19 protein-coding genes and 1 pseudogene are annotated in these 26,475 nt (G+C 74.3%); 10 read left to right on the plus strand and 10 right to left on the minus strand.

Translation table 11 applies throughout. The features are described from left to right. The first annotated feature begins 104 nt into the window (after nucleotides 1-104). From ABT263_RS02010 to nagA, 3 genes are all read left to right on the plus strand, one after another. On the plus strand, nucleotides 105-521 hold the full coding sequence (locus tag ABT263_RS02010) for a VOC family protein (protein ID WP_329485508.1): 417 nt from the start codon (nucleotides 105-107) through the stop codon (nucleotides 519-521). Then, a complete protein-coding gene (locus tag ABT263_RS02015) occupies nucleotides 518-718 on the plus strand; it encodes a hypothetical protein (RefSeq protein WP_352286537.1) in 201 nt (66 codons plus the stop codon). The genes ABT263_RS02010 and ABT263_RS02015 overlap by 4 nt, the downstream gene beginning before the upstream one ends. Nucleotides 719-1,067: 349 nt before the next feature. Further along, nucleotides 1,068-2,240: an N-acetylglucosamine-6-phosphate deacetylase gene (gene nagA / locus ABT263_RS02020; protein WP_352286539.1), complete on the plus strand. Its 1,173-nt coding sequence runs from the start codon at nucleotides 1,068-1,070 to the stop codon at nucleotides 2,238-2,240. Between the two features lie 67 nt (nucleotides 2,241-2,307). On the opposite strand, the gene ABT263_RS02025 is transcribed toward nagA, so the two are convergent. Continuing rightward, the gene (locus tag ABT263_RS02025) at nucleotides 2,308-3,093 is read right to left on the minus strand and encodes a DeoR/GlpR family DNA-binding transcription regulator (RefSeq protein WP_352286541.1); all 786 of its coding nucleotides are present in this window, start codon (nucleotides 3,091-3,093) and stop codon (nucleotides 2,308-2,310) included. A gap of 128 nt (nucleotides 3,094-3,221) precedes the next feature. Between ABT263_RS02025 and ABT263_RS02030 the strand changes: the two genes are divergently transcribed. Continuing rightward, nucleotides 3,222-4,202: an ROK family protein gene (locus ABT263_RS02030; protein ID WP_352286543.1), complete on the plus strand. Its 981-nt coding sequence runs from the start codon at nucleotides 3,222-3,224 to the stop codon at nucleotides 4,200-4,202. A gap of 203 nt (nucleotides 4,203-4,405) precedes the next feature. Further along, nucleotides 4,406-5,080, plus strand: coding sequence for an RDD family protein (locus ABT263_RS02035; protein WP_352286545.1), 675 nt, complete (start codon nucleotides 4,406-4,408; stop codon nucleotides 5,078-5,080). Nucleotides 5,081-5,200: 120 nt separating this feature from the next. Here ABT263_RS02035 and glsA read toward each other — a convergent pair whose 3' ends face one another. Beyond that, nucleotides 5,201-6,565, minus strand: a complete 1,365-nt coding sequence (gene glsA / locus ABT263_RS02040; RefSeq protein WP_352286547.1) for a glutaminase A — start codon at nucleotides 6,563-6,565, stop codon at nucleotides 5,201-5,203. A gap of 400 nt (nucleotides 6,566-6,965) precedes the next feature. Between glsA and ABT263_RS02045 the strand changes: the two genes are divergently transcribed. Continuing rightward, on the plus strand, nucleotides 6,966-8,267 hold the full coding sequence (locus tag ABT263_RS02045; protein ID WP_352286549.1) for a hypothetical protein: 1,302 nt from the start codon (nucleotides 6,966-6,968) through the stop codon (nucleotides 8,265-8,267). A gap of 84 nt (nucleotides 8,268-8,351) precedes the next feature. On the opposite strand, the gene ABT263_RS02050 is transcribed toward ABT263_RS02045, so the two are convergent. Beyond that, entirely contained in the window at nucleotides 8,352-9,248 is an 897-nt protein-coding gene (locus ABT263_RS02050) for a class I SAM-dependent methyltransferase (protein WP_352286551.1), read from the minus strand. A gap of 23 nt (nucleotides 9,249-9,271) precedes the next feature. Further along, nucleotides 9,272-10,735, minus strand: a complete 1,464-nt coding sequence (locus ABT263_RS02055) for an FAD-dependent oxidoreductase (protein WP_352286553.1) — start codon at nucleotides 10,733-10,735, stop codon at nucleotides 9,272-9,274. 841 nt (nucleotides 10,736-11,576) lie between these two features. On the opposite strand from ABT263_RS02055, the gene ABT263_RS02060 reads away from it, so the two are divergent. Continuing rightward, nucleotides 11,577-12,320, plus strand: a complete 744-nt coding sequence (locus ABT263_RS02060; protein ID WP_352286554.1) for a class I SAM-dependent methyltransferase — start codon at nucleotides 11,577-11,579, stop codon at nucleotides 12,318-12,320. Nucleotides 12,321-12,406: 86 nt separating this feature from the next. Here the strand turns inward: ABT263_RS02060 and ABT263_RS02065 are convergent. Both ABT263_RS02065 and ABT263_RS02070 read right to left on the minus strand, forming a co-directional pair. Further along, nucleotides 12,407-12,862, minus strand: a pseudogene (locus tag ABT263_RS02065) (hypothetical protein); the annotation flags it as partial. A 79-nt stretch (nucleotides 12,863-12,941) separates the two neighbouring features. After that, the gene (locus tag ABT263_RS02070) at nucleotides 12,942-13,328 is read right to left on the minus strand and encodes a hypothetical protein (protein ID WP_352286556.1); all 387 of its coding nucleotides are present in this window, start codon (nucleotides 13,326-13,328) and stop codon (nucleotides 12,942-12,944) included. A 367-nt stretch (nucleotides 13,329-13,695) separates the two neighbouring features. Between ABT263_RS02070 and ABT263_RS02075 the strand changes: the two genes are divergently transcribed. Next, nucleotides 13,696-14,151, plus strand: a complete 456-nt coding sequence (locus tag ABT263_RS02075) for an ATP-binding protein (RefSeq protein WP_352286558.1) — start codon at nucleotides 13,696-13,698, stop codon at nucleotides 14,149-14,151. Between the two features lie 72 nt (nucleotides 14,152-14,223). Here ABT263_RS02075 and ABT263_RS02080 read toward each other — a convergent pair whose 3' ends face one another. From ABT263_RS02080 to ABT263_RS02090, 3 genes are all read right to left on the minus strand, one after another. Beyond that, nucleotides 14,224-16,848 (minus strand): SpoIIE family protein phosphatase, encoded by a 2,625-nt coding sequence (locus ABT263_RS02080; RefSeq protein ID WP_352286560.1) that lies wholly within the window; start codon nucleotides 16,846-16,848, stop codon nucleotides 14,224-14,226. A 49-nt stretch (nucleotides 16,849-16,897) separates the two neighbouring features. After that, complete coding sequence (locus tag ABT263_RS02085) at nucleotides 16,898-21,493, minus strand: HAMP domain-containing protein (RefSeq protein WP_352286561.1); 4,596 nt, start codon at nucleotides 21,491-21,493, stop codon at nucleotides 16,898-16,900. A gap of 359 nt (nucleotides 21,494-21,852) precedes the next feature. Further along, nucleotides 21,853-22,008, minus strand: coding sequence for a DUF6131 family protein (locus ABT263_RS02090; RefSeq protein ID WP_352286563.1), 156 nt, complete (start codon nucleotides 22,006-22,008; stop codon nucleotides 21,853-21,855). A gap of 212 nt (nucleotides 22,009-22,220) precedes the next feature. On the opposite strand from ABT263_RS02090, the gene ABT263_RS02095 reads away from it, so the two are divergent. Further along, entirely contained in the window at nucleotides 22,221-22,664 is a 444-nt protein-coding gene (locus ABT263_RS02095; RefSeq protein ID WP_352286564.1) for a DoxX family protein, read from the plus strand. Between the two features lie 57 nt (nucleotides 22,665-22,721). Here the strand turns inward: ABT263_RS02095 and tkt are convergent, their stop codons facing one another. After that, nucleotides 22,722-24,866: a transketolase gene (tkt, locus tag ABT263_RS02100; protein WP_352286566.1), complete on the minus strand. Its 2,145-nt coding sequence runs from the start codon at nucleotides 24,864-24,866 to the stop codon at nucleotides 22,722-22,724. 225 nt (nucleotides 24,867-25,091) lie between these two features. On the opposite strand from tkt, the gene ABT263_RS02105 reads away from it, so the two are divergent. Next, the gene (locus tag ABT263_RS02105; protein ID WP_352286568.1) at nucleotides 25,092-26,459 is read left to right on the plus strand and encodes a mycothione reductase; all 1,368 of its coding nucleotides are present in this window, start codon (nucleotides 25,092-25,094) and stop codon (nucleotides 26,457-26,459) included. Nucleotides 26,460-26,475 lie beyond the last annotated feature (16 nt).

The following is a 26,475-nucleotide window of genomic DNA, read 5'->3' on the forward strand; positions in this document are numbered from 1 at the left end:
CGCGGCGGGGCCGCTCGGCCCGACCGGATCGTGAAGCCGGGGGTTAACGATCGTTGCGAGAATCGCCGTTGTTCGCTCCCGGCACGGCGATCAGGCTGGACGGCATGAACATCACGTCCACCACCGTGGCGCTGGTGGTCGGTGACCCGGCCGCCTCCAGCCGTTTCTTCACCGAGCACCTCGGATTCCGTGAAGTCCTGCGCACGGACGGCTTCGTCCAGCTCGAACGGGACGACGCCGCCACCGACATCACCCTGGTCCTGTCGGACTTCGCGGTGGCACCGAACCCCCCGCTCGACGGCTACGTGTCGTTCACCGTCACCGGCATCGCGGAGGAGGCGGCCCGCCTGGTCGCGGCAGGGGTGAAGGTGACCGCGCCGCTGACCCTGCAGCCGTGGGGCGCGTGGACGTTCGGGGTGCTCGACCCCAACGGCATCGACGTCCAGCTCGCGGAGTGGAGCGAGCCCGGGGGAGCGGCCCGGTCCTCCGGCGTCCGCACGGGCGAGGGCGGCCGGCCGTGACCGACGTCCATCCGTCGCCGCTCGTCGAAGGGCCCGCCCCCGCCCTGCTGGACCCCGCCGTCGGTCCGCGGGCGCCCGGCGGCGACCGGAAGGCCCTGGGGGGAGGCGGCTTCGGGGTGGTCGCCGACACGGTGTTCGGCCTGTTCGTCCCCGCGCCGCGGACGGAGCCGCCCCGGTGCGGATCCTGCCGGCCCTGACCGCCGGACGCTGCGCGCCCGCAGCGCCCTCGCCGTCGCCGCGGCGGCGACCAGCAGCAGCACGCTCACGATCCCGGTCAGGAACACCCGTGACGCCTCCGGGCGGACCGCCGATGACTGCGCGCCTCGTCGGCGGTCCGCCCGTCCCGGCCCCCGGGAGCCCTTGCGTGCAACTTTCGGCTCATCCACAATGATGAGATCTGATCGCAGAGCCCGCGAGTGCTGCACAAGAGTGCAGATCTGCCGCGTCCAGCGCCCTCCCGGGGCCGCCCTGCTCCTCGCCGCACGACCGCCGCAAGAGAGGCTCCATGGACCACGCGAACGCTGCCCACGGCCCGACGGGCGCCGCATGACCGCCACCCGTACCTCCCTGTCCGGGGCTCGCCTGGTGACCGCCACCGGCACCGTCGACGGCGGACGCCTCACGGTCGAAGGAGCCCTGATCACCGGGTTCGGGGGCACTCCCGAACCCGGTGACGTGGATCTGACCGGCCACCTGGTCGTGCCCGGTTTCGTCGACCTGCACGTCCACGGCGGCGGCGGCGCCTCGTACACCTCCGCCGACGGCGGGGAGGTGATGGCCGCCGCGCGGTTCCACCGCCTGCACGGGACCACCACCACCGTCGCCAGCACCGTCACCGCCGAGCTGGACGAGCTCTGCCGCCAGGCCGCCGTACTCGCCGAACTCGCCCAGGACGGCGTACTGGCCGGGGTCCACTTCGAGGGTCCGTTCATCGCCCGCGGCCGGTGCGGCGCCCACGCGCCCGCCCTGCTGCGAGACCCCGCCCCCGAACCGCTGCGCCGGCTGGTGGACGCCGCCAAGGGCCACGCCCGCATGGTCACCCTCGCGCCGGAGCTGCCCGGGGGGCTCGACGCCGTCCGGACCCTGGTGGACGCGGGGGTCGTCGCGGCGGTCGGCCACTCGGCCGCGGACTACCGCACGGTCCGCGCCGCCATCGACGCCGGGGCCACCGTGGCCACCCACCTCTTCAACGGCATGCCCGCCCTCGGCCACCGGGACCCCGGGCCGGTCGGCGCGCTGCTGGAGGACGACCGGGTCACCGTCGAGCTCATCAACGACGGCGTGCACGTGCACCCCGCGGTGGTCGGCCTCGTCCACCGCGCGGTCGGTGCCGGGCGGATCGCGCTGGTCACCGACGCGATGAGCGCCGCGGGCATGGGCGACGGCGCCTACCGGCTGGGTCCGCTGGACATCCGGGTCCGTGCCGGCGTCGCGGAACTCGCCGACGGCAGTTCCATCGCCGGCTCCACGCTGACCCTCGACCGGGCGTTCAAGCGGGCGGTGACGGTCGACGGGTTCACTCCCGAGCAGGCCTCGCGGTCGCTCTCCGCGGTGCCCGCCCGACTGCTGGGGCTGGGCGACTCCGTTGGCTCGCTGGAGACCGGCAAGCGGGCCGACCTGGTGGTGCTGGACGCCGCCCACGACGTCGTCGCCGTGATGCAGAAGGGCGTCTGGGTCGCCGGGGCGGGCCATCTGCCGACGCTCCGCGCGAAGTCCTGAGGCGGTCGCGCGCGAAGGGGCCCGGCGGCTGCCGGGCCCCTTCGAACGTCGCGCGTGCCGGGGGCGGTCAGACCGAGTGCACGTCCACGCCCTGGGCGATCAGCTGCTCGACGATCTCCTCCGGGGCGTCCTTGTCGGTGATCAGCACCGTGAACTCGTTGACCGCGCAGACCTGCGCGAAGGCGCGGCGGCCGATCTTGGTGGCGTCCGCGACGATGATCACCTTGTCCGCCCGCTCGGCCATGGCGCGGTTGGCGCTGGCCTCGCCCTCGTCGTGGGTGGCGGCGCCGTTCTTGGCGTCCACGGCGTTGACGCCGAGGATGGCGTAGTCGAGGGCGAGACCCTGGAGCACCATGGTGGCCAGCGGCCCGGTCAGCTCGTAGGAGTTCGGGCGGGCCACTCCGCCGGTGACCACCGTCTTCACGTACGGGCGCACGGCCAGCTCGTTGGCGATGTTGATCGCGTTGGTGACGACGGTCAGCGCGGTTCCGTTGCTGTGTTCGGCGAAGTCGGGCCGGGTCGCGAGCTCCCGGGCGACCTCCGACGTGGTGGTGCCGCCGTTGAGGCCGACCACCGCCCCCGGCGGGATGAGCGCGGCCGCGGCCTTGGCGATCCTGAGCTTCTCGTTCGCCTGCCGGGCGGTCTTGTACCGCAGCGGCAGGTCGTACGCGACACCGCTCAGCACCGCGCCGCCGCGGGTGCGCACCAGCAACTGCTGGTTCGCGAGCTCGTCCATGTCACGACGCACGGTAGCCGCGGAGACGCTCAGCAGCTCGACGGCCTCGCCGACCTCCAGCCGACCCCGGTCGCCCAGGATCTCCAGCAGACGCGTCCACCTCTCGTGCGTCCCCATGGTCTCTCCCTTACATGTCGTGTCGGCAGGTGAAGCCTATCGCGGGCGCAGTGACCGAACCGCCAGAGATCGTGCATCTCTGTGATTGGATTAGCTAGACAGTTATCATATTCGATCACGGGGAGCAGGTGGAGATCACGGCTGCGGAGAACCCCGTCGCCCCCCACGCCGAGGTCCCGAGCGCCGTGGTGATCGGGCTGGAGGTCGGCGTCGCACAGATCCGGGCCGTCGCGATCGCGCCGGACGGCTCGCTCGTGCACAGCGGCCGGCGGCCGACCCGCGCCGACCGCGGACCGGACGCCGTCCTGGAGACCGTCCTGGAGTACGCCGCCGACCTCGCCCGGCACCACGCGCCGTCGGCGGCCGGCATCGCGGTGCCCGGCCTGGTCGGTGAGGCGACCGGCACCGCCGTCTTCGCCGCCCACCTGGGCTGGCGCGGGATTCCCGTCCGGTGCTGGCTGGCCGAGGAACTCGACGTCCCGGTGGCCTTCGGCCACGACGTCCGCGCCGGTGGCCTGGCCGAGGCCCGGCTCGGCGCCGGCCGCTCGTGCCGTTCCTTCCTCTACGTCCCGGTCGGTACCGGCATCGCCGCCTCGATGGTGCTCGACGGGCACGCGCCGGGCGGCGACGGCGAACTCGGCCACGTCGTGGTCCGCCCGGGCGGCGAACCCTGCCCCTGCGGCGGCAACGGCTGCCTGGAGACGATCGCCTCGGCCGCCGCGATCGCCCGCCGCTACCGCCTCGCCACCGGCGAGGCGCGCGTGACCGCCAGAGACGTCCAGGCCCGGGCCGCGGCGGGCGACGGGACGGCCGCCGCCATCTGGCAGGAGGCCGTCGAAGGCCTCGCCGAGGTCCTGGCCGCCGCGGTCGGCGACACCTCCCCCGAACGGATCGTCATCGGCGGCCCCCTGTCCCTCGCCGGGCGGACCTACCTCGACCCGCTCCGGAAAGCCCTGTCCGGGCGCCTGACCTCCCCGGACCCACCCCGCATCGTCGCCTCCGCCCTCGGCCGCCGGGCCGCGGCACTGGGCGCGGCCCTGCTCGCCCAGGACCTGCGCCCACCCCGTCACCCGGCCGGCGCGGAGGCCGCCGGGCACCACTCCGCGTAGCCGGGGGGTGGCGAGACGCCGAACTCCCCATCGCCCGGAGTCCGGTACCGGTGGACGTGTCCGGCCGCGAACGAGGGTGCCGGGGGCGGGTGACGAGGGGGCAGGTCCGGGGTATTCACGTAACGGTTGGCCCCAGGGTCTTCCTAAACGATCGTCGGAGCCACTAGACCCGAGGGACAAGCCGCGACGAAACGAGCAGGACGATGACGAACCCACCCCCCGGCTACGGCTACCCGTCGGACGAGAACCCGTACGGCAAGCAGCCGCCGCCGGCGCAGCCGGGCTACGGGGCCCCGCAGGGCCCCTACGACCCGCAGCCCGGTGCCGCCTACCCGCCGCCCGGCTACGCCCAGGGCGCTCCCGGCTACCCGCCGCCCGCGCAGGGCTACCCGCAGGGCGGCGGCCAGCTCCCGCCGTGGGTCGGCCCGGCGGGTCCGTACGGACCGCCGCCGCCCGGGAGCCGGACCCTGGCCACCCCGGCCGACCGCTTCCTGGCCCGTCTGATCGACCTGGGCGTGCTGCTGATCCCGTTGATCGTGCTCCAGCTGGCCTTCACGACCGTGGCGGGTTCGATCCTGGCCGCCGTCATCGGCGCGCTGGTCGTCTTCGCCTACGAGGCGGCGATGATGCTCAGCCAGGGCCAGCAGACCGTCGGCAAGAAGGCGATGAAGCTGCGGGTGGTCTCGGCGACGCACGGCGGCCGCCCGAGCGACAACGAGCTGTGGACCCGCAGCGCGGTCTACGGCCTGCCCCAGGCGGTCTACTGTGTCGGCTCGGTGTTCTCGCTGGTGAACGTGTTGTCGCTGCTCTGGGACAAGCCGCTCCAGCAGTGCTTCCACGACAAGGCGGCCAAGACCGTGGTGGTCAAGGAGTCCTGACCGCGGGCCGGTCCGCCCGGCGGGCCCGATGGAGCCCGGTCGCCCCGATCGCAGTCGGCGGCGACCGGGCTCCGTGCGTTCTGGTCGCACCGGGCAGCCCGGCAGCACGCCCCGACGAGGTCAGCTCGGGGCGGACGGGGCGAGGGGCGCTTCGCCGGCCAGGAGCCGGTCCTCGCACCAGGCCACCGCGTCGTCGCGGCTGGTGAAGGCCTGCCAGTCGGGGTGCCCGTCGGCCGCGGCCAGGAACGGCTCCTGGGCGGCGACGACGATCCGGTGGCCCCGCTGAGCGATGTCCGCCAGACCGGCGGCGAGCATCGCGGCGGAGCCGGGGCGGATGCCGGTGACGGCCATCAGGTCCAGCACCAGCCAGCCGGGTGTCGCGGGGACGGCCCCCTCGACGGCGCCCAGCAGCTGCTCGGTCTCGGTGAACTCCAGCTCGCCCTGGGCGCCGACGGCGATGATGCGCTGCCGGCTGCGGTTGAGCAGCGCGGTCTGCTCCGGGCTGCGGGTGCGGGAGGAGCGCGCCCCGTGCCCGGTGTCGGTGACGGTGGCCGTCAGGTGCACCGGTGCGTGCATGAGGTGGAGGGTGAGCCGCTCGGACATCGCGGTGAGCGCGGCCACGCCCCGCACGGAGTTGCCCTCCCGGTCCAGCGGCGGGCTGTAGACCGCGACCCCGAACCGGCCCGGGCTGGCCGCGATCAGCCCGCCGGCGACCCCGCTCTTGGCCGGCAGCCCGACGTTCAGCAGCCACTCCCCGGCGCCGTCGTACATCCCGCAGGTGGCCATGACCGCCAGGGTCCGCACCGCCACGCTCCGCTCCACGACCCGCTCGCCGGTGACCGGGTTGCGGCCGCCGTTGGCCAGGGTCGCGGCCATCACCGCGAGGTCGGCCGCGGTGACCAGGACGGAGCACTGGCGGAAGTAGGTGGCCGTCACGGCGTACGGGTCGTCGGTCAACGAGCCGGCCGAGCGCATCAGGTAGGCCAGCGCGCGGTTGCGGTCGCCGCTGGCGGCCTCGGAGGCGTACACCTCCTCGTCGTAGCCCAGTCGGCGGCCGGCGAAGGCGGACAGGCAGTCCAGGATCCGGGCGGACCGCGCCTCGGGGTCGGCCGCCGCGACCAGGGCGGTGGTGGCGATCGCGCCGGCGTTGACCATCGGGTTGGCCGGGCGCCCGGTGACCGGCTCCAGGCTGATGGCGTTGAAGGCCTCGCCGCTGGGCTCGGCGCCGACCCGTCGGAGCATCTCGTCGGGCCCGAGGTCGGTGAGGGCCAGTGCGTAGACGAAGGGCTTGGAGACCGACTGGATGGTGAACTCGGTGTCGGCCTTGCCCGCTTGGTAGCGGCGGCCGCCCATGCTGGTGAGGGCGATCCCGAAGTCGTCGGGGTCGGCCTGGGCGAGCTTCGGGATGTAGGAGGCGACTTCGCCGTCCGTCAACCCGCTGATCCGCCGGTGCAGTTCGTTGAGCGCCTTCGTCACCGGGTCCATGCGCGCACCCCTTCCGTTCCCGCTCCGCCGTTCCGGGCTCCTGGGCCCAGGGCGCCCGCTGCCGCTGCCCACCGGGAGGCCCACCGGCCGGCTCACCGGTCGGGTGGGGCCGGCCGAAAGCCGCGCTCAGCAGCATGCCAGGGGCGCGGCCCGCTCCCGCCCGCGACGCACCGGCGGCGGTCGCCGCCCCGCCGACCCGGGGGGTCGCCGGTGCCCGGCGCGCCCGGTGCACGGGGCCCGCTCGGGCGCGGCAGCCGTTCAGCGGGTGCCGGGAACGGACGCTGACCGGCCTTGGTGTGATGAGCCCTCTATTCGGGACATCTCGCGGAAGGCTGTCCGGATCCCTCCGCAGGCCCGATCCTGGACGGACGAGTGGTCACCCACCCCGGGGGAGTGCCGAGTGTGGTCCGCAGCTGTCTCCTGGTCCCTCCCCGAGGGCGCCCCGGGCCCGTGGCAGGACGTGCTCTTCCGGGCCCTGCTCACCGTCGTCGTCCTGTCGGCCGCCCAGGAGCCGCTGCGCGGGCTGGGAGTCGGTGCGACCTGGCGGCCGGGCACGCTCGGCGCGCGGGTGGGCGACCGCCTCGTCGGGCCCGCGGTCCGGACCGCCCTCGCCGCCGTGCTGGTGCTCGCCGGGTGCGCGTTCACGGCCGGTCTCCTCCCGGTGACGGCGACGGTGGCCATGGCCGCGGTCTTCGTGCCGGTCACCACCGTCCACCTGTCGCAGGAGTTCGCCGGGTACGTCACCGAGGACGACGACGGCACCCGCCACTTCAAGGTGCACCACCACCTCCACCTGACCGGGATGGCGCTGCTCGCCATGGCGGGTGCCGGGCTCGCCGCCGCTCCCGGCGCCGGTCCGCACCGGATGACCGCGTCGATGGCCGGAGGACTGTGGGGGGCGGTGGCGGCCCACTACTTCGTCTCGGCCGTCTCCAAGGTGCGCAAGCGCGGGCTGCGCTGGCCGGACCGCCGGCTCTTCCCCTTCTACCTCACCCTGTTCGACCGGTTCCGGACCGGGGACGGCGAGCGCGTCCGGGACGCCGGCCCGGTCCGCCTCCTGGTCCGCCGGCCGGGCGCGGGCGTGCCGCTCCTGTGGGCGACGCTGCTGCTGGAGGCCGGCACCCCGCTGATGCTCGCCGGGTTCTGGCCGCGCGCGGCGATCGGTCTGGGCCTGGTGCTCTTCCACCTGGGCTCGCGGTGGCTGCTCGCGGTCGACTTCCGGGAGAACGCCGTGCTGGCGGGGCTGGTCGCCCTGCCGCTGCCGGCCGGTGCGGGGCCGGGCCTCACCCCGGACTGGACGGGCCCGGTGGCGTTCGCGGCGTGCGCGGTGCTCTCGTTCGCCCTGGACGACCGGGTCTACCCCTTCTCGAACCTGCCCATGTTCGCGGACGCCTACCGCCCCTCGCCCGTGGTCACGCTCCGCTGCTCCAACGGTGCGGACATCCTGCCGGCCCCCGCGACGGCGGGCTGCTCCACGGCCGGACTGTCGCGCGAGTACGCCGCCGCCGACGGCGATCCGGACGCCTTCTGCGCACGGGTGCGCGAGCGGGTGGCCGCCACCGGAGCCGTCCTCCCGGCGGACACCGCGGTGTGGGTCGAGACCGTCGACGTCACGCCCGGCGGTACGGTCGCCGCGGCGCTGCGCCGGCTCCGGCCGCTCGCGCCGGTCGACGAGGAGCGGGAGCCGAGCCCGGGCGCGTGACCCGCCGTCGGGCCGGGGTCCGGGCGCGGTGCGCCCGGTGCTCCGGTCCGAGCACCGGCCCGGCGGCCCGGCCCGGCGGGCAGGTCAGCGCCGGGGCTTGTGCGCGAACACCCAGCGGTTGCCCGCCAGCGCGTCGTTCTGCTCGGGCAGCGGGCCGCGGCCGTGCCGGTGGGTGAACTCGAAGGGGGTGCTGACGGAGGTGGTCCAGCCCCGGTCCGCCAGGGCGCCCGCCGAGTCGGGCCGGGGTTCGAGGTTGAACAGGGTGAGCAGGTCGATCCCGATCTGCTCCCTCGTCGCGGTGTAGAGCGGGCTGTCGCGGTACCGCAGCAGGTCCGGTTCGAGCTTGGCCTCGTACGCCAGGGCGCTGCCGCCGGTGCTCAACCGGTCCACCGCGCCGACGAGGTGCGACTCGACGGCGCTGGGCAGGTAGAACAGCAGCCCCTCGGCCAGCCAGACGCTCGGGACGGCCGGGTCGAAGCCCGCGCCGGTCAGCGCCCCGACCCAGTCGGCGCGCAGATCGGCCGGGACGGGGACGCGCGCCGCCCTCGGGACGGCGGACAGCCCGTCGAGGACCCGGTGCTTGAATGCCAGCACCCCGGGCCGGTCGATCTCGAAGACCACGCAGCCGGGCGGCCAGTCCAGCCGGAACGCCCGTGCGTCCAACCCGGCTCCGAGCAGCACCACTTGGCGGGCGTCGGCGCGGACCGAGCGGAGCAGGAAGTCATCGAGGACCCTCGTTCGCAGACCGAAGTAGCGGGCGAACCGCCCCCAGAGCGGGTTCGCGTCCCCGCCCGGGGCCTCCCGCCCCCGGACCGGCCAGCCCGCGGAGGCCGGGGCGGCGCGCACGAAGTGCTCCGCGAAGGCGTCCTGGGCCAGGCTGTCCCGGCGGTGGGTCTCGATCGCCCGTGCGGCGGCGACCAGCAGCGCGGTGACCCCGACGCCCCCTTCCACGCCGCTGTTCCGATCCGTGGTCTCGGTCATGCGTCCCTCCCTGGGGTGAAGCCCTACCGCGAGGGCGTGGTCGAGGACGGCGCTTCCGTCGCCGGCCCGGGCACCGGGTGGCCGGCGGTGCGGGGCGTCGGCGTGGTGCGGGCCGGCGGCGCGGCACGGCGGCGACGCAGCGCCGCGCCGACGACCTTCCGCAGGACGGAGGGCTGGAAGAGCAGGGTGGGCGGCGCGACCATGTTGGCGACCCGGACGAACCGGGACCACACCTCCGGGTCGTGCACCGACACCGTGAAGACCTGGGAGTTGTACCAGTGGGCCACCCGGGCCGGCAGCGGCCGCTCGTCCGGGTTCCACATCAGGTCCGAGTTGCTCGACAGCGTCCAGGGCACCAGCAGCACGCGGGCCAGCCGGCGCTGGAACCGGCGGCCCAGTCCGTCCAGTCCCTCGCCCCCGGCCCGGCGGGCGGCCAGCATCCGCTGCAGGAGCCGGGCCTCCAGCGCCGCCACGGTGAGCCCCTGCCCGTACACCGGGTTGAACACGCAGACCGAGTCGCCGACGGCGAGCAGGCGCTCGGGCCAGTCCCTGGCCCGGTGGTACTGGCTCCACTGGTTGTTGGGATTGACGTACCGGCGGGTCGGCTCCGGACGGGTGCGGCGCTCGATCAGCTCGGCCAGCAGGGGGTTCGCCAGGCTCCGGGCGAAGTCGAGGTACCCCTGGTCGTCGGTCGGCGGCACCTGGTCGTCGAAGCCGAACAGCGAGCACGTCCAGCGGTTCCGCTCGACGGCCAGGATGACGCCGCCGCGCGGGATGCCCGGCGCGAAGGTCATCTGGTAGGCGGCGTCGAAGTCCGGGCGGTCCCGCTCCGGCCGGGCGAAGACCATCGAGGTGTAGGTGATCTTCGCCTTCACCACCCGCGGCGCGGGCACCCGCACGCCCAGGGCGTCGAGCCGGCCGTCCAGCCCGCCGGCGCGCCCCGAGGCGTCGACCACCAGGTCCGCCGCCAGGGTGGCCGGCTCCTCGGCGCCGGCCACCCGGTACACCACCCCGGTCACGGCCCCGGGACGCTCCGCGAGCAGACCCTCGCAGCGTGCCGGGGCCAGCAGCCGCACACCGGGCAGGGCCAGCACCCGGCGCCGCAGCCGGCGTTCCAGCTCGTCCCGGGTGAACGACTGGATCAGCACGCCCGTCGGGTGCCGCGGGGCGAAGCCGGCCGGCTGCAGGAAGCTCATCCGCTCCCCGTAGTCGTAGACCGGGGCGCCGAGTTCGCGCAGTTCCTCGCGCAGGCCCGGGAAGAGCGTCTCCAGCACCTCCGCGCCCCGGGCCAGCATGGCGTGCGCGTGGTGGCCCTGTGGGGCGTGCGGGTGGACGCCGGTGTGCTCGTCCACCTCGTCCCGCTCCAGGAGGACGACCTCGCGGAAGCAGTCGGTCAGCACCCGCGCCGTGACGAGACCGGCGTACCCGCCGCCGATGACCACGGCCCTCTCCCAGCGGCGGTCCGACTCGTGCGCCCGCGTTCCCATGGACCCCTCCTCCGACGGCCCGGTGCCCGTCTCCCGCACCAGGGTGCAGGCGCGTCGGGACGGCTGACCAGAGCGCCGCCCGCCCACTGCTTCCACGCGCCCCCAGCGTGCCCCGTCGCACTCCGTCGGTCGTACCGCGGCCGCCGGGGGTCCGTCCGGGCGGGGCGGCGGGGGTCGGGGAGCCGTCCCGCGTCGTCCTGCCTGAGGATCCGGTCCTCGGTCTCCGGAGGTACCCGCGTCCGCCGGGTGAAGGAGACTGTGCCGCGGCGGAGTTGGGTGAATCCATGCGGACCGGGCGGAACCCCGGTCGCCTCGGCCGGCCCCTCGCGCCCGACCGGCTCGCCAGAGTGGGTCGCCGGCTGCTCCCAGCCGCCGAGGGTACGAACGCCGCGCGGCCGACGCCACCGCGATGTTCCCCGACACCGTGCCCGTGCTCGGCACCACCTCCCTCACCGGCGCCGGCCGCGACCCGGCCGAGCCGCCCCGCCGGGCGACCACCACGCTGCGCCTGCACGCCGACGGCCGGATCGACCTGCGCCGCCACGGCGCCCAGGACCACCCCCACGGGAGCGCCGACCGGTACCTCGAACGGATCCGGGCCGGCTACGGGGCGCGGCGGCCCCGAACGGCCGCCCCTGAACGAGGTGTGACGTCGTGTCGGGACGCCGATGCCCGCGCGTCACCCGGCCGACTTCTTTGTGTCATCCGCCAGTACGGCCGTCGCACCGCGCGGAGGAGACTCGTCGCCACGGCCCCGGCGGGCCTCCACCCGCCGCGTCCGGCGAGCCGGAGTGGCCGCGTACCGGACGAAGCACGGGCGAAGGACAGAAGGGGGCGGCACGTGAGCGTGCAGCAGTACGACGGGATCGGCGAGGCGTTCGAGGGTTTCAAGTCCCTGCCGCTGATGCGTTACGGGGAGGTGCCGAGCTTCCTCGGCATGGTCGGGGACGTGAAGGGCAGGTCGGTCCTCGACCTGGCGTGCGGCACCGGCTTCTACAGCAGGGAGTTCAAGCGGCGCGGCGCCTCCGAGGTGTTCGGCGTCGACATCTCCGTCGAGATGATCGCCGCCGCGCGGGACATGGAACGGCGTGAGCCGCTGGACGTGCGCTACGAGGTCGGCGACGTCGCCGAGCTGGCGCCGCTGGACCGGCGGTTCGACCTCGCGCTGGCCGTGCAGTGTCTCAACTACGCCGAATCCGTCGAGCAGTTGGAGCGGATGTGCCGCAACATCCATCGGAACCTGGTGCCCGGCGGCGAGTTCTTCGTGTTCGCCCAGCGGCCCGACTACGCGTTCGACTGTCCGTCCCTGGAGCGGTACGGGTTCCACTGCGAGCCGACCGGTGAGGAGGCCGGGACCGGTCCGCGGGTGCGGGTCACGGCGCTCCTCGACCCGCGGCCGATCAGCATCGTCAGCACCGTTCCGCGTCGCGAGGTCTACGAGGAGTGCCTGCGGGCGGCCGGATTCCGTGACCTGGAGTGGGTGCCGATCCAGGTGTCCGAAGCCGGCCTCCGCGAGTTCGGCGCGGAGTTCTGGGCGGACCTCCTGGCCAAGCCGCCGCTGGTGATGCTGCGCTGCCGTGCCTGAGGTGTGTGCCTGAGGTGCGTGCCTGAGGTCGCTGTCGGGTCCGGCGCCGAAGAAGCTTCGGCGCCGGACCCCGGGCACTCCGGCCCTCAGAGCGGGAGGACGGGACGGACCGAGAAGTCCTCGCAGAGACCGTCCCCGTCCGGGCCGTGGACGAACTCGGCCATGAAGGGGTTCCGGTCGGCCGTGGCCAGCGGGAGCCACCCCAGCAGGAAGCCGTACCCGCCGCACACCGACTCGCCGCCGTCCCCGCCGTGGACGGACGCGGTGTCGCTGCTCACCTCGGTGCGGTAGGTGTCGTAGGCGATGCGCAGCCCGAAGGCGTTCGGCCGGCTCTGCGGCCCGTCCGGCTCTCCGTGGGGGATGCGGTCGAGCGGGCAGTCGTCGCCCCAGCGGAAGAGGGTGGTGGCGCCGGCCCCGCAGGCGTGCTCCCACTCGTCCGCGCTGGGCATCCGCAGCCCGCGGGCCGCGAGGACGGCCGGCATGTCGCAGGAGGCCTCGGTCAGCTCCTCGTCCTCCACGGCCATCAGCACGGTGACCAGGGTGCCGCGGTCGGCCGAGCGGGCAGGCTCCGGCCCGTCCTGGCGGAGGTCGGTCGTCGGCTACCGCTCCCATGGCGCGCAGTCAGTGGTTCGCGTCCTGGGCCTGCCAGATCAGTCCCCGCCCGGCGGCCGCACTGGCGTAGGCGTCGTCCCAGTTGTCGTAGTACAGGGTGCCGGCCGCATCGTTGAACCGCGATGCGGCCCCCCGGAGGAGGTCCTGCAGCTCCTCGGTGAAGCACGGAGCCGCGTAGGACAGCTGGGCGGCGTCCGTGAGGCCGACGGCGGCGTTGCCCTTGTCCCGGTAGCTGATGGCCTGCTGGGCCTGGGCGGCGATGTCGTCGATGGTGTTGAGGGCGCTCCCGCAGGCAGGTGTCGCGGGGCGGGCGGTGGCCGTCGTGACGACGCTGCCCAGGCCGAGGGCCATCGCCGCGGTGACCACGGCGAAGCGGCCGAGGGTCTTTCGCATCATGCTTCCTCCACTCATGCCGCCGGAGCCGTGCGCGATCTCCGGGGCTCGTTCCCGGTCGAGGTGTCCCGCCGGGCTCTCCACCTTCGCGAGAGCTCAGGTTGTCCACAACAGGAACGGGCGGAACCGCAGTTCGGCCGCGGACAATGGCCATTGTCCGCGGCCGGAAGCCGTGCGTCCGCCGTCGGCGGCCGGGCGTGCCGGTCCGGCCGGGCGCCCGCCGCGCCCCGTCGCGGCGCAGGAGGGCGCCGGCGCCGACCGACGACGGGCGGGATCACCGCCCGGCATCGGCTCCGGCCCTCGGGTGCGTGGGGGCGGGTTTTGGGGGCAGGCGCTGGATACGGACTGAAGAGGGACGGAGGATCGGGCCATGGGCGACGCGTCGGTGAGGGCCACGGGATGGGCCCGCTCATTCCCCATCGCGGGCGGTGTCCGGGCGGGGCGGCGGTGGACTCGGAACCACCTGCGCTCGCTCGCGTGGACGCGGGACGCGCCCGAGACCGTGGACGCCGTCCTGCTCACCGTCTCCGAGCTGCTGACCAACGCCCACATCCATGCCCACAGCAGCGCCGAGCTGGTGCTGGTGTGGGACGGCCGGTGCCTGCACGTGTCCGTCCACGACGGGAGCACCGCGGTGCCGGAGCCGCGCAGCGCGGGCACCGACGCGCTCAACGGGCGGGGGATGGCGATCGTGGACGCCCTCGCCGACGAGTGGGAGATCCGCCGCCAGCAGGAGGGGAAGACGGTGATCGCCTGTTTCCACCCGCCGGGCGAGCGGGACCCGCACCCGCGCGACACCGCCGGGCGGCTGTGTGGCCCGGCCTGAAGGCGCCCGGCCTGAGGGCCCGCCGGGGGCCGCCCGCCGGTGTCGCGGTCGGCCTACGTCACGGACCGCCGCTCAGCGGACCTTGATGCCGATCAGGCAGGTGTCGTCGTCGGTGTCCGCGTTGCTGTACCGCAGCAGGTGGTCGAGCCGCCGCTCCAGCTCGGCCGGGTCGTCCGAGCGCTCCGGCGCCTCGGCGCCGGCGAGCAGGTCGTCGAGGGAGTCCTGGAGCGAGCGGTCCCGCCGTTCGATCAGGCCGTCGGTGTACAGCATGAGGGTGTCGCCGGTCTTCAGCTGGATCTCGCCCTCCTCGTACTCGGCCTGGTCGATCGCGCCGAGCAGGATGCCGGCGACCGCGGGCAGTTTGCGGGCCTGGCCGTCGCGCAGCAGGAGCGGCGGCAGGTGGCCCGCCCTCGCCCAGTGCAGCACGTGGGTGCGCGGCTCGTAGAGCGCGCAGACGGCGGTGGCGGTCACGTTGTCGGTCAGGTGGTGCGTCACGCTGTTCAGCCAGGCGAGGAGCTGGGCGGGGCCGGCGCCGGTGGCGGCCAGGCCGCGCAGCGCGTTGCGCAGGGCGACCATGCCGGTGGCGGCATCGATCCCGTGGCCGGCGACGTCGCCGACGCACAGGAGGACCTGGCCCGTCGGCAGTCCGACGGCGTCGTACCAGTCGCCGCCGACCAGGTGGTCCTTCTCCGCCGGGCGGTAGCGGACGGCGACCCGCAGGTCGTGCAGGTCCAGGGAGCCCCGGCTGGGCGGCATGATGGCGTGCTGCAGTTGCAGGGCGAGCCGGTTGCGCTCGGCGGACTGCTGCTCGGTGTGGGCGAGTTGGTCGCGGGTGGCGGCGAGGGCGACCTCGGTCCAGTGCTGGGCGGAGACGTCCTGGTAGGCGCCGCGGACGGCGATGATCCGGGCGTCCGCGCCGATGACGGGCTCGGCGACCACCCGGATGTGGCGGGCGATCCCGTCGGCCCGTTTCAGCCGGAAGGCGGTGGAGGCGGACCGCCGGTGGTGCAGCAGGGTGCGCAGGAACCGGCCGATGGTGTGTCCGTCGTCCGGGTGGGCGTGTTCGGCCAGGTTCTCGATCGACAGGGGGTCGGCGGTGAGCGGCAGCCCGTGGAGGTCGAAGAGCGTGTCGTTCCAGGCGATCTCGCCGGTCCGCAGGTTCTCCTCGAAGCCCCCGATCCGGCCGAGCCGCTGGGCGTGCTGGAGGAGGTTCGCGACCTTGGCCGTCGCGTCCTGCGTCCGCCAGAGGACCACCACGTGGGAGCCGTGCCGGCTGATGTCGACGGCGGCCTCGGTGGTCAGCGGTACGCCGCCGACCAGCGCGGAGAGGCTCATCGCGGGGGAGCGGAACGACTCGCCGGTCGCCAGGACGTGCTCGATCTTCTCGAAGAGGCCGCCCGGCTCGGCGGCCAGCGGGTAGGCCTCCAGCAGGCGGGCGCCGGCGATGCAGCTGCGGGGCCGGCCGGCGAAGTCGACGAAGCCGGGGTTGATGTGCTTGATCAGGTAGTCGGTCGGCAGGTCGGCGGCGCCGAACACCGGCTGCAGCACCAGGCAGGGGTGGGGCATGCCGTGGACCAGCTCCAGGAGTTCGGCCGTGCGCGGTGCCTGGGCGTCCGCGTCACCGGCCGGGCAGGACTCCAGGGCGGTCGCGCAGAGTTCGGCGAGCGTCTCGAACTGCCGCTGGAGCGACTGGGACCGCGGCGGGAGCGCGCCCGGCCAGCAGATCTCCAGCACGCCGGTGATCCGGCCGCCCGCCCCGGCGGGCACGGCCAGCCGGCCGCCGGTCAGCTCGCGCTGCCCGATGGACGGGAGGCCGGCCGCCGCCAGTGACTCGTACGCGGTGGCGGCCCGCGCGACGAGCGCCTGGCGGGCCGGGGTCTGCACGCCGGGGGGGACGTGCCGCCACAGCGGCGCCTCCTGGGCGCCGAAGCCGGCGCTGCCCGCCAGCGTCAGGGACTGGTCCGGATTGGCCGACCAGATCGCCACCGCCTGCGCCCCGAGCGGCCGCAGCGCGTGCTCCAGGGCCGACTCGGCGACGGCCTGCACATCGTCGGCGCCGAGGATGCCCGTCTCCGCGCTGCGCAGCCGCAGGCCGACCGGCGGCTCGCCCGCGGCCGCCACGAACTCGCGCGCGACGTCGGCGATCCGGTCCCGGGAGGCCTGGTTGACCACGTCGGCCGCCAGCTCCAGGACGGACACCTTCGACCGGCCCGCGAGCCCTTCGAGCTGCCGGTACGCGTCGGTGGGGCCGCAGCCGAGGCGCTCGACCAGGACGCCCTTCGCCAGCTCGACCAGGGCCCGGCCATCGGCCTCGGACCGGGCCAGGGCGAGTTCGGCGCGCAGCCGCTCGACGGTGGACATGAGGTGGCCGACGACGCCTATCTCGGCCGCCGTCGCGGGCGCCCGGGTGGCCGCGTTCCGCTGGGTGACGGGCCAGGAGTGCCCGCCGGCCTCCCAGTCGGAGCGGCTCTCCCAGTCGGGGCGGCTCTCCCGCTCGGGGCGGCTCTCCCGGTCGGGGCGGCTCTCCCGGTCGGGGCTGCTCTCCCGCTCGGGGCGGCCCTCCCAGTCGGAGCGGCCCTCCCGCTCGGGGCGGCCCTCCCACTCGGGGCGGCCTTCCCACTCCGGGCCGTCCTCCTGGTCCGGCACGGCGAGGTACGGTCGGCTTCCGGCGCCCCGAAGCGGCTCGCGGTCGCGCATCGTTCCCTCCTCGGATTGTGTGGTCTCGGCCGGCCTGGGCGGATCGCGACTACGGGCGCAGCCAGCGCTCGATGCAGGCGATGAGGTCGCGCGCGTCGACGGGCTTGGTCACGTGGTCGCTGGCTCCGGACGCGAGGCTCTTCTCCCGGTCGCCCATCATCGCCTTGGCGGTGACGGCGATGATCGGCAGGTCGGAGTGGTCCGGCATCGCGCGGATGGCGGTGGTGGCGGCGTAGCCGTCCATCTCCGGCATCATCACGTCCATCAGGATCAGGTCGATGCCCGCGGTCCGGGTGAGGGTGTCGATCGCGGCGCGGCCGTTCTCGGCCTGGAGGACCCGCATGCCGTGCAGCTCCAGGATCCCGGTGAGGGCGTACAGGTTGCGGTCGTCGTCGTCGACCACGAGCACCGTCCGCCCGGCGAGCGAGCCGTCGACGTGCTGGGCGAGCGGGGTCGCGGTGTCCTCGGCGCGCACCAGGGGCAGGACGTCGCCCGGCTGCTCGGCGCTGAGGTGCAGGGCGATGCGCTCGCGCAGCTCGTCGAGGCTGGACAGCAGCTCCAGGGGCTGCGCGGCGGCGCGTTCCTGGAGCAGCCGTTCCTGTCCGGCGCCGAGCCGGCGGTTGTTGTGGGCCAGGACGGGCACGCTGTGCAGCGCGGCGTCCGCCGCCATCTCCTCCAGCAGGTCCAGCGCCGCGCCGTTCGGCAGGTCCAGTTCCAGGACGACGCAGTGGCACGGCATCGCCGCGAGCGTCTCCGCGGCCTCCCGCGCGCCGACGGTGGTGATGATCTCGACGCCCTCGCGGGGGTCGCCGAGGTCCGCGTGGCGGGTCAGGTCGGCGATGGCGCTCTCCGCGACGAGGGACAGCAGCCCGCGCGGGCGCTCCTCGATGACCAGCAGCCGCTTGGGCTGGGCGGCCGGCGGCGGCGCCGGGTGGCCGGCCGGCTCGTCCTGGTGGGGCGCCGCCGCGTCGGCCGGCCCGGCCTCCGCGGTGGACTCGGGCTGCCGGCCGCTCAGTTCGACGTAGTCCGCCCGGGCGGCGGGCAGGTAGAGCGTGAAGACGCTGCCCTGACCGGGGGTGCTGCGCGCGGTGATGGCGCCGCCGAGCAGGAAGGCGATCTCCCGGCTGATCGACAGGCCGAGCCCGGTGCCCCCGTACTTGCGGCTGGTCGTCCCGTCGGCCTGCTGGAACGCGCCGAAGACGCTCTCCAGGTGGTCGGGTTCGATCCCGATGCCGGTGTCCACCACGTGGAAGGCGATGACCGGCCCGTCGTCGCGGCGGGCCATCTCCGGCACGTCGGCCGGGTTCGCCACCTCGATCCGCAGCCGGACGCTGCCCCGCTGGGTGAACTTGACCGCGTTGGAGAGCAGGTTGCGCAGCACCTGGCGCAGCCGGTAGTCGTCGGTGAGCAGCTCGGCCGGTACGTCGGGGGCGGTGGTGACCTCGAAGGTCAGGCTCTTCTGGGTGGTGAGCGGGCGGAAGGTCACCTCGACGTAGTCCAGCAGCTTGCGCAGCGGAAGGCGCTCGGGGGCGACGTCCATCTTGCCGGCCTCGACCTTCGACAGGTCGAGGATGTCGTTGATCAGCTGGAGCAGGTCCGAGCCCGCGGAGTGGATGATGCCGGCGTACTCGACCTGCTTGGCGGTCAGGTTGCGGGTCGGGTTCTGGGCGAGCAGCTGGGCGAGGATCAGCAGGCTGTTCAGCGGGGTGCGCAGCTCGTGGCTCATGTTGGCGAGGAACTCGGACTTGTAGGTGGAGGCGACCGAGAGCTGGTGGGCGCGGTCCTCCAGCTCCTGGCGGGCCTGCTCGATCTCCAGGTTCTTCGTCTCGATGTCCCGGTTCTGCGCGGCGAGCAGTGCCGCCTTCTCCTCCAGTTCCGCGTTGGAGGACTGCAACTCCTCCTGGCGGGCCTGGAGCTCCTCGGAGCGGGCCTGCAGTTCGGAGGTGAGGCGCTGGGACTCGCCGAGGAGCTCGTCCGTCCTGGCGTTGGCGACGATGGTGTTGACGTTGACGCCGATGGTCTCCATCAGCTGTTCCAGGAAGGCCCGGTGGACGGGGGTGAACGCGCGGACGGAGGCGAGTTCGATGACGCCCAGCACCTGCTCCTCGACGACGATCGGCAGCACGATCAGCGAGGCGGCCTCGGCCCGGCCCAGGCCGGAGGAGATGCTGACGTAGCCGGCGGGCAGCGAGTCGACCGCGATGGTGCGCCGGCTGCGGGCGGCCTGGCCGACGAAGGACTCGCCGAGCCGGAAGCGGGTGGGGGTCGCGCCCGGCGGGAACGCGTAGGACCCGATCAGCTGGAGGAAGGTGGTGGAGGCGCCCTCGGCGGTCGCGGCGGTCTCCTCGGCGAGGTAGAACGCCCCGTACTGGGCCGAGACGAGCGGGGTGAGCTCGTCCATGATGAGTTCGGCGACGACGGGGAGGTCGCGCCTGCCCTGCATCAGGCCGGAGATCCGGGCGAGGTTGGACTTCAGCCAGTCCTGCTCCTCGTTGGCCCGGGTGGTCTCGCGCAGGGACTCCACCATGAAGTTGATGTTGTCCTTGAGGTCGGCGACCTCGCCGGAGGCGTCCACGGTGATCGAGCGGGTCAGGTCGCCCTCGGCGACGGCGCTGGTCACCTCGGCGATGGCCCGGACCTGGCGGGTCAGGTTGCCGGCCAGTTCGTTGACGTTCTCGGTGAGCCGCTTCCAGGTGCCGGAGACTCCCTCGACCTCGGCCTGGCCGCCGAGCCGTCCCTCGCTGCCGACCTCGCGGGCCACCCGGGTGACCTCGGCGGCGAAGGCCGAGAGCTGGTCGACCATGGTGTTGATGGTGGTCTTGAGTTCCAGGATCTCGCCGCGGGCGTCCACGTCGATCTTGCGGGTGAGGTCGCCGTTGGCCACGGCGGTGGTCACCTGGGCGATGTTGCGGACCTGGCTGGTGAGGTTGTGGGCCATGAAGTTGACGTTGTCGGTGAGGTCCTTCCACGTCCCGGCGACGTTGGGCACCCGCGCCTGGCCGCCGAGGGTGCCCTCGGTGCCGACCTCGCGGGCCACCCGGGTCACCTCGTCGGCGAACGCCGAGAGGGTGTCGACCATGGTGTTGATGACGCCGGCCAGCGCGGCGACCTCGCCCTTGGCCTCGACGGTGATCTTCTGCGAGAGGTCGCCCTTGGCGACGGCGGTGGCCACCTGGGCGATCGAGCGGACCTGCCCGGTCAGGTTGGAGGCCATCACGTTGACGTTGTCGGTGAGGTCCTTCCAGGTGCCGGACGCACCCCGGACGGTCGCCTGGCCGCCCAGGTTGCCCTCGGTGCCGACCTCGCGGGCCACCCTGGTCACCTCGTCGGCGAACGCGGACAGCTGGTCGACCATCGTGTTGATGGTCTCCTTGAGTTCCAGGATCTCGCCGCGCGCGTCGACCCGGATCTTCTGCGAGAGGTCGCCCAGCGCGACCGCCGTCGTCACCTGGGCGATCGAGCGGACCTGCGCCGTCAGGTTGTCCGCCATCACGTTGACCGACTCGGTCAGGTCGCGCCACGTCCCCGAGACGTCCCGGACGTCGGCCTGGCCGCCGAGCCGTCCCTCGGTGCCGACCTCGCGGGCGACCCTGGTCACCTCCCCGGCGAAGGAACTCAGCTGGTCGACCATCGTGTTGATGGTCTCCTTGAGTTCCAGGATCTCGCCGCGCGCGTCGACCCGGATCTTCTGCGAGAGGTCGCCCTTGGCGACGGCGGTGGCCACCTGGGCGATCGAGCGGACCTGCGCCGTCAGGTTGCCGGCCATGAAGTTGACCGAGTCGGTGAGGTCGCGCCAGGTGCCGGCCACTCCGGGGACCTGGGCCTGGCCGCCGAGCCGGCCCTCGGTGCCGACCTCGCGGGCCACCCTGGTCACCTCGCCCGCGAACGCGGACAGTTGGTCGACCATGGTGTTGACGGTGTTCTTCAGCTCCAGGATCTCGCCCCGGGCGTCGACGGTGATCTTCTGCGAGAGGTCGCCCTTGGCGACCGCCGTGGTGACCTGGGCGATGTTGCGGACCTGGTCGGTGAGGTTGCCGGCCATGAAGTTGACCGAGTCGGTGAGGTCGCGCCAGGTGCCGGCGACCCCGGGGACCTGGGCCTGGCCGCCGAGCCGGCCCTCGCTGCCGACCTCGCGGGCCACCCTGGTCACCTCGGCGGCGAAGGAGGACAGTTGGTCGACCATGGTGTTGACGGTGTTCTTCAGCTCCAGGATCTCGCCCCGCGCCGCCACGTCGATCTTCTGCGAGAGGTCGCCCTTGGCGACCGCGGTGGCGACCTGGGCGATGTCCCGCACCTGCGACGTGAGGTTGCCCGCCATCGCGTTGACCGAGTCGGTGAGGTCCTTCCACGTCCCGGAGACTCCGGGGACCTCCGCCTGCCCGCCGAGCCGGCCCTCGGTGCCCACCTCGCGGGCGACCCGCGTCACCTCGGAGGTGAACCGGGAGAGCTGGTCGACCATGCCGTTGAAGACGGTGGCGATCTCACCGAGCAGCCCGTCCGCGTCGTCCGGCAGCCGGGTGCCGAAGTCGCCGTCGCGGACGGCGGTCAGGCCGCCGAGCAGCCGCCGGAGATCGGGTTCGTCGACCTGCGCGGTGCCGTCGCCACCGCCGGTGTGTGCGGTCTGGGACCTCGTCGCGCCAGCCATCGGACGCCGCCTTCCTGATTGAGCACCCGGCCGCGGATCAGGCCCGGTCCCCGGGTGCCACACGGTCGGAAGCCGTATGAACCCCGGGGACCGGGCCTCGGAACATGCTGTCGGGGACGCTACCGTACGTGTTCTGTCGAGGGCGAACTCCCCTCATCCCTGCCCGGAACGGATCGGCCCCACCCGCCGTTCGCGGTCCTGGCGGGTTGCCTCGGGGGCAACGGCGAGGCGGACGGTGGCGAGGACGGGGCGGGCAGGCAGCTCGGCTGCCCGCCCGTGAGGGCCCTGGGGCCGGGAAGGCGGCCGGCACCTCCGGCGGTCCCGGGACGGCGCTGTGCTCGGTCGGTCGACGGCCTCCCTCACCAGTAGTGCTTGCGCCCGCCGACGGCGTGCCCGACCGCTCCCAGGATCCACAGGATCAGTCCCACGACGACGAGGACCGCTCCGATCGTCCACAGGAAGCCGAGGCCGGTGAGGAGACCGATGACGAGAAGGATGATTCCGAGGACGATCATGCCGCGCTCCTTGGGCTCTGTGAGCTCTTCCCCCGCGCCGTGCGTCTGCCCGATTGCCGACGGGTCAACCGGCCCTCGCCGGTTTGTTGTCGCCCGGACGGGTCGGCCCACCCGAACGAGCCCGAGGGGACCCGCCGAGCCCCGTGCCGCCCGTCGGGGGAACGCCCCGCGCGACGGGGATTGGCCGCCGGTGGACCGGAAAGACGCCGGGTATGTCCATCCTGCGAGCCTGTGCACGACCGATGCTGGCGTCGATGTTCCTCTACGGAGGCGCCGACGCCCTACTGAACCCCGCCCGGCTGGAGGTCGCCGCCGAACCGGTGGTCGACCCGCTCGCCGAGCACGTCCCGGCCGTTCCGCGCCGGCCCGAAACGGCGATCCGGCTCAACGCCGGGGTCCAGGTGGTGGCCGGCGCGCTGCTGGCGTCCGGCCGTCTCACCCGGCCCGCCGCGCTCGCGCTGGCGGCGACCCTCGTCCCGGTCACCCTGGCCGGCCACCGGTTCTGGGAGGTCAAGGACGAGGAGGAGCGCGCCCGGCAGCGCATCCACTTCCTGAAGAACCTGTCGATGTGCGGCGGCCTGCTGATCACGGCCGCGGACACCGGAGCGGGGCCGTCGCTGGCCTGGCGCGCCCGGCACCGGCGGTGGACCGGCTGACACCCGCTCCCGGTGCGGCCGCCCGCGACGGGCGGGCGCACCGGGGCGGACCCGGCGTCAGCCGGCCGCCGCGAGGCTCTCCCGCGCGGCCCCGGCCACGGCCTCGGCGGTGAGGCCGAACTCGCTGTACAGGCGCCGGTAGTCGGCGGAGGCACCGAAGTGGTCGAGGCTGACGATCCGGCCGTGCGGGCCGACCAGCTCGCGCCAGCCGAGCGCCACGCCCGCCTCCACGCTCACCCGCGCCGCCACCGCGGGCGGCAGGACGTCGTCGCGGTACTCGCGCGGCTGCGCGGCGAACCACTCCAGGCACGGCAGCGACACCACCCGGCTCGCCACGCCCTCACCGGCCAGCTGCTCCTGCGCCGCCAGCGCGAGGTGCACCTCGGAGCCGGTGGCCAGCAGCAGGACCCGGGGCGGGGCGCCGTCGGCCGGGTCGCGCAGCACGTAGCCGCCGCGGGCGGCGCCGTCCGCCGGTGCGCACCCGCCGGTCCCGCGGTCGAGGACGGGCACCTTCTGCCGGGTGAGGACGAGGCCGGTCGGCCGGTCGTGGTGCTCCAGCAGCGCGTGCCAGCAGGCGGCCGTCTCGTTGGCGTCGCAGGGACGCACCACGTCGAGGCCGGGGATCGCGCGCAGCGCCGCGAGGTGCTCCACCGGCTGGTGGGTGGGGCCGTCCTCGCCGAGGCCGATCGAGTCGTGCGTCCAGACGTAGACGGTCGGGAGCTCCATCAGCGCGGCCAGTCGCACCGCGGGCCGCATGTAGTCGCTGAAGGTCAGGAAGGTGCCGCCGTAGGGGCGGGTCAGGCTCTGCAGGGCGATCCCGTTGAGGATGGCCCCCATGGCGTGCTCCCGGATCCCGAAGTGCAGGGTGCGGCCGTACGGGCCGCCCTTCCACTCCGCGGTCTCCACGCCCTCGGGCAGGAAGGACGGCTCGCCGTCCATGGTGGTGTTGTTGCTCCCGGCGAGGTCGGCCGAGCCGCCCCACAGCTCGGGCAGCACCGGTGCGAGCGCGGTGAGCACCCGGCCCGAGGCGGCGCGGGTGGCCAGCCCCTCCCGGTCCGGGGGGAAGGCCGGCAGGTGGTCGGCCCAGCCGTCCGGCAGCCGGCGCTCCGTCAGCCGGTCCAGCAGCGCCGCGCGCTCGGGGTGCTCGCCGCGCCAGCGCTCGTAGCGCGGGGTCCAGGCCTCGTGGAGTTCACGGCCGCGCTCGCGTGCCCGGCGGGTGCGGGTGAGGACCTCGTCCTCGACGGTGAAGCTGCGCGCGGGGTCGAAGCCGAGCAGTTCCTTGGTGGCGGCGACCTCCTCGTCGCCGAGCGCGGAGCCGTGGGCCTTGCCGGAGTTCTGGAGGTTGGGGGCGGGCCAGCCGATGACCGTCCGCAGCACCAGCAGCGAGGGCCGGGTGGTCTCCGCGCGGGCGGCCCGGAGCGCGTCGAGGACGGCGTCGACGTCCTCGACGTAGCGGCCGGTGCGGGTCCAGTCGACGGTCTGCACGTGCCAGCCGTAGGCGCGGTAGCGGGCGGCGACGTCCTCGCTGAACGAGACGTCGGTGTCGTCCTCGATCGAGATGTGGTTCTGGTCGTACACCATGGTCAGGTTGCCCAGCCGCTGGTGGCCGGCCAGCGAGCTCGCCTCCGCGGTGACGCCCTCCATGAGGTCGCCGTCCGAGGCGAGGACGTAGACGTGGTGGTCGAAGGGGCTCTCGCCGTCCGGGGCGTCCGGGTCGAGCAGGCCGCGTTCCCGGCGGGCCGCCATCGCCATGCCGACGGCCGCGCCCAGCCCCTGGCCGAGCGGGCCGGTGGTGATCTCCACGCCCCGGGTGTGCCGGTACTCGGGGTGGCCGGGGGTGGCGGAACCCCAGGTCCGCAGGGCTTCCAGGTCGGAGAGCTCCAGGCCGTAGCCGGTGAGGTACAGCTGGACGTAGAGGGTGAGGCTGGTGTGTCCGCAGGACAGCACGAAGCGGTCGCGGCCCAGCCACTGGTCGTCACCGGGGTCGTGGCGCAGGACGTTCTGGAACAGCAGGTGGGCCAGTGGCGCCAGGCTCATCGCCGTCCCGGGGTGGCCGTTCCCGGTGCGCTGCACGGCGTCGGCCGCGAGCAGCCGGGCGGTGTCCACGGCCCGGACGTCCACGGCGTCCCAGCCCGCCCGTGCGGCGACGGGGTCGGCCAGCGACTGGTGGCGGGTCGCGGGGTGCTTGTCGGGGGGTGTCACGGGTGTCCTCCCAGGGGGCCGGTCGGGGTCGGTGAGGTCGCCGGGGACGGTTCGGCGCGTCCGCGCGGCCTCCAGCGCCTACCCGGTGACCGGACCCGCATGGCCCGATCCGGTCCGGGATTCACCCGCCCGGTCCGGCCGGCGCGCGGCTGCCCCGTCCGCGACCCGAAGGGCGGCCCCTCCGCACTCCGGTGTCGGGGCGGCGCGCGGGGGTAGCCTCCGGACATGCCACACCACGATCTTGTCGTCCTGGGCGCGGGCTCCGGCAACACGGTGATCGACGACCGCTTCGGCGGCCTCGACGTCGCCGTCGTCGAGGAGGGGCCGTTCGGCGGGACCTGTCTGAACCGGGGCTGCATCCCCAGCAAGATGCTCGCCCACACGGCCGACGTCGCGGACACCGTGCGGGAGGCCGGCCGCTTCGACGTGGACGCCGCACCGGGCGTCCTGCGGTGGCCACGGGTACGCGACCGCGTCTTCGGGCGCCTCGACGGGCAGGCCGCGGAGGGGGAGCAGGGCCGGCGCGACTCGGACTTCGTCACCGTCCACCGCGGCCGGGCGCGCTTCACCGGCGAACGGACGCTGGTGGTGGAGGGCGACGGGAGAGAGGTGCACATCACCGCGGACCGGGTCGTGGTGGCGGTCGGCAGCCGCCCGGTGGTCCCGCCGCCGGTACGCGACAGCGGGCTGCCCTACGAGACCTCCGACACGATCATGCGGCGCCCGACGCCGCCGCGGCACCTGGCCGTCCTCGGCGGCGGCTACATCGCCGCCGAGCTGGCGCACGTCTTCCACGCGGCCGGCAGCCGGATCACGGTCATCGAGAAGCAGGAGACCCTGCTCGCCCCGCAGGACGAGTCGGTGTCCCTCGCCTACACCCGACTGGCCCGCTCCGCGTTCGACGTGCGCACCGGCGTCGAGCTGACCGGACTGGAGGGGGAACCGGGCCGGCTGCGGCTGCGCCTGGACGACGGCTCCGCGGTCGAGGCCGACGCCCTGCTGGTGGCGGTCGGCCGGACCCCCAACAGCGACACCATCGACGCCGACCGGGCCGGCATCGCCCTGCGGGAGGACGGCCGCGTGGTGGTGGACGCCCACCAGCGGACCACCGCGCCGGGCGTCTTCGCCCTCGGTGACGTGTGCACCCCCGTGCCGCTCAAGCACGTCGCCAACCGGGAGGCGCAGGTGGTCGCGCACAACCTGCTGCACCCCGACGACCTGATCGCCACCAGCCACGACGCCGTCCCCGCCGCGGTCTTCACCCGCCCCCAGATCGCCCAGGTGGGCCGGACCGAGCAGGAGTGCCGGGACGCCGGCCTCGACTACACGACCGCCACCCGCCGGTACGCGGACGTCGCCTACGGATGGGCGCTGGAGGACACCGCCGGCTTCTGCAAGGTGATCGCGGACCCGGGGACGGGCCGCCTGCTGGGCGCCCACATCCTCGGCCCGCAGGCGTCCACCCTGATCCAGCCCCTGGTCGTCGCGATGAGCCTCGGCATCGACGTCCCCACCCTGGCCGGCACCCCGTACTGGATCCACCCCGCCCTCACCGAGGTCGTCGCCAACGCCCTGCTCGACCTCGACCTCTGACGGCGGCGCCCGGCCG

This window comes from Kitasatospora sp. NPDC001603 (genome assembly GCF_040298365.1).
GTDB lineage: Bacteria > Actinomycetota > Actinomycetes > Streptomycetales > Streptomycetaceae > Kitasatospora.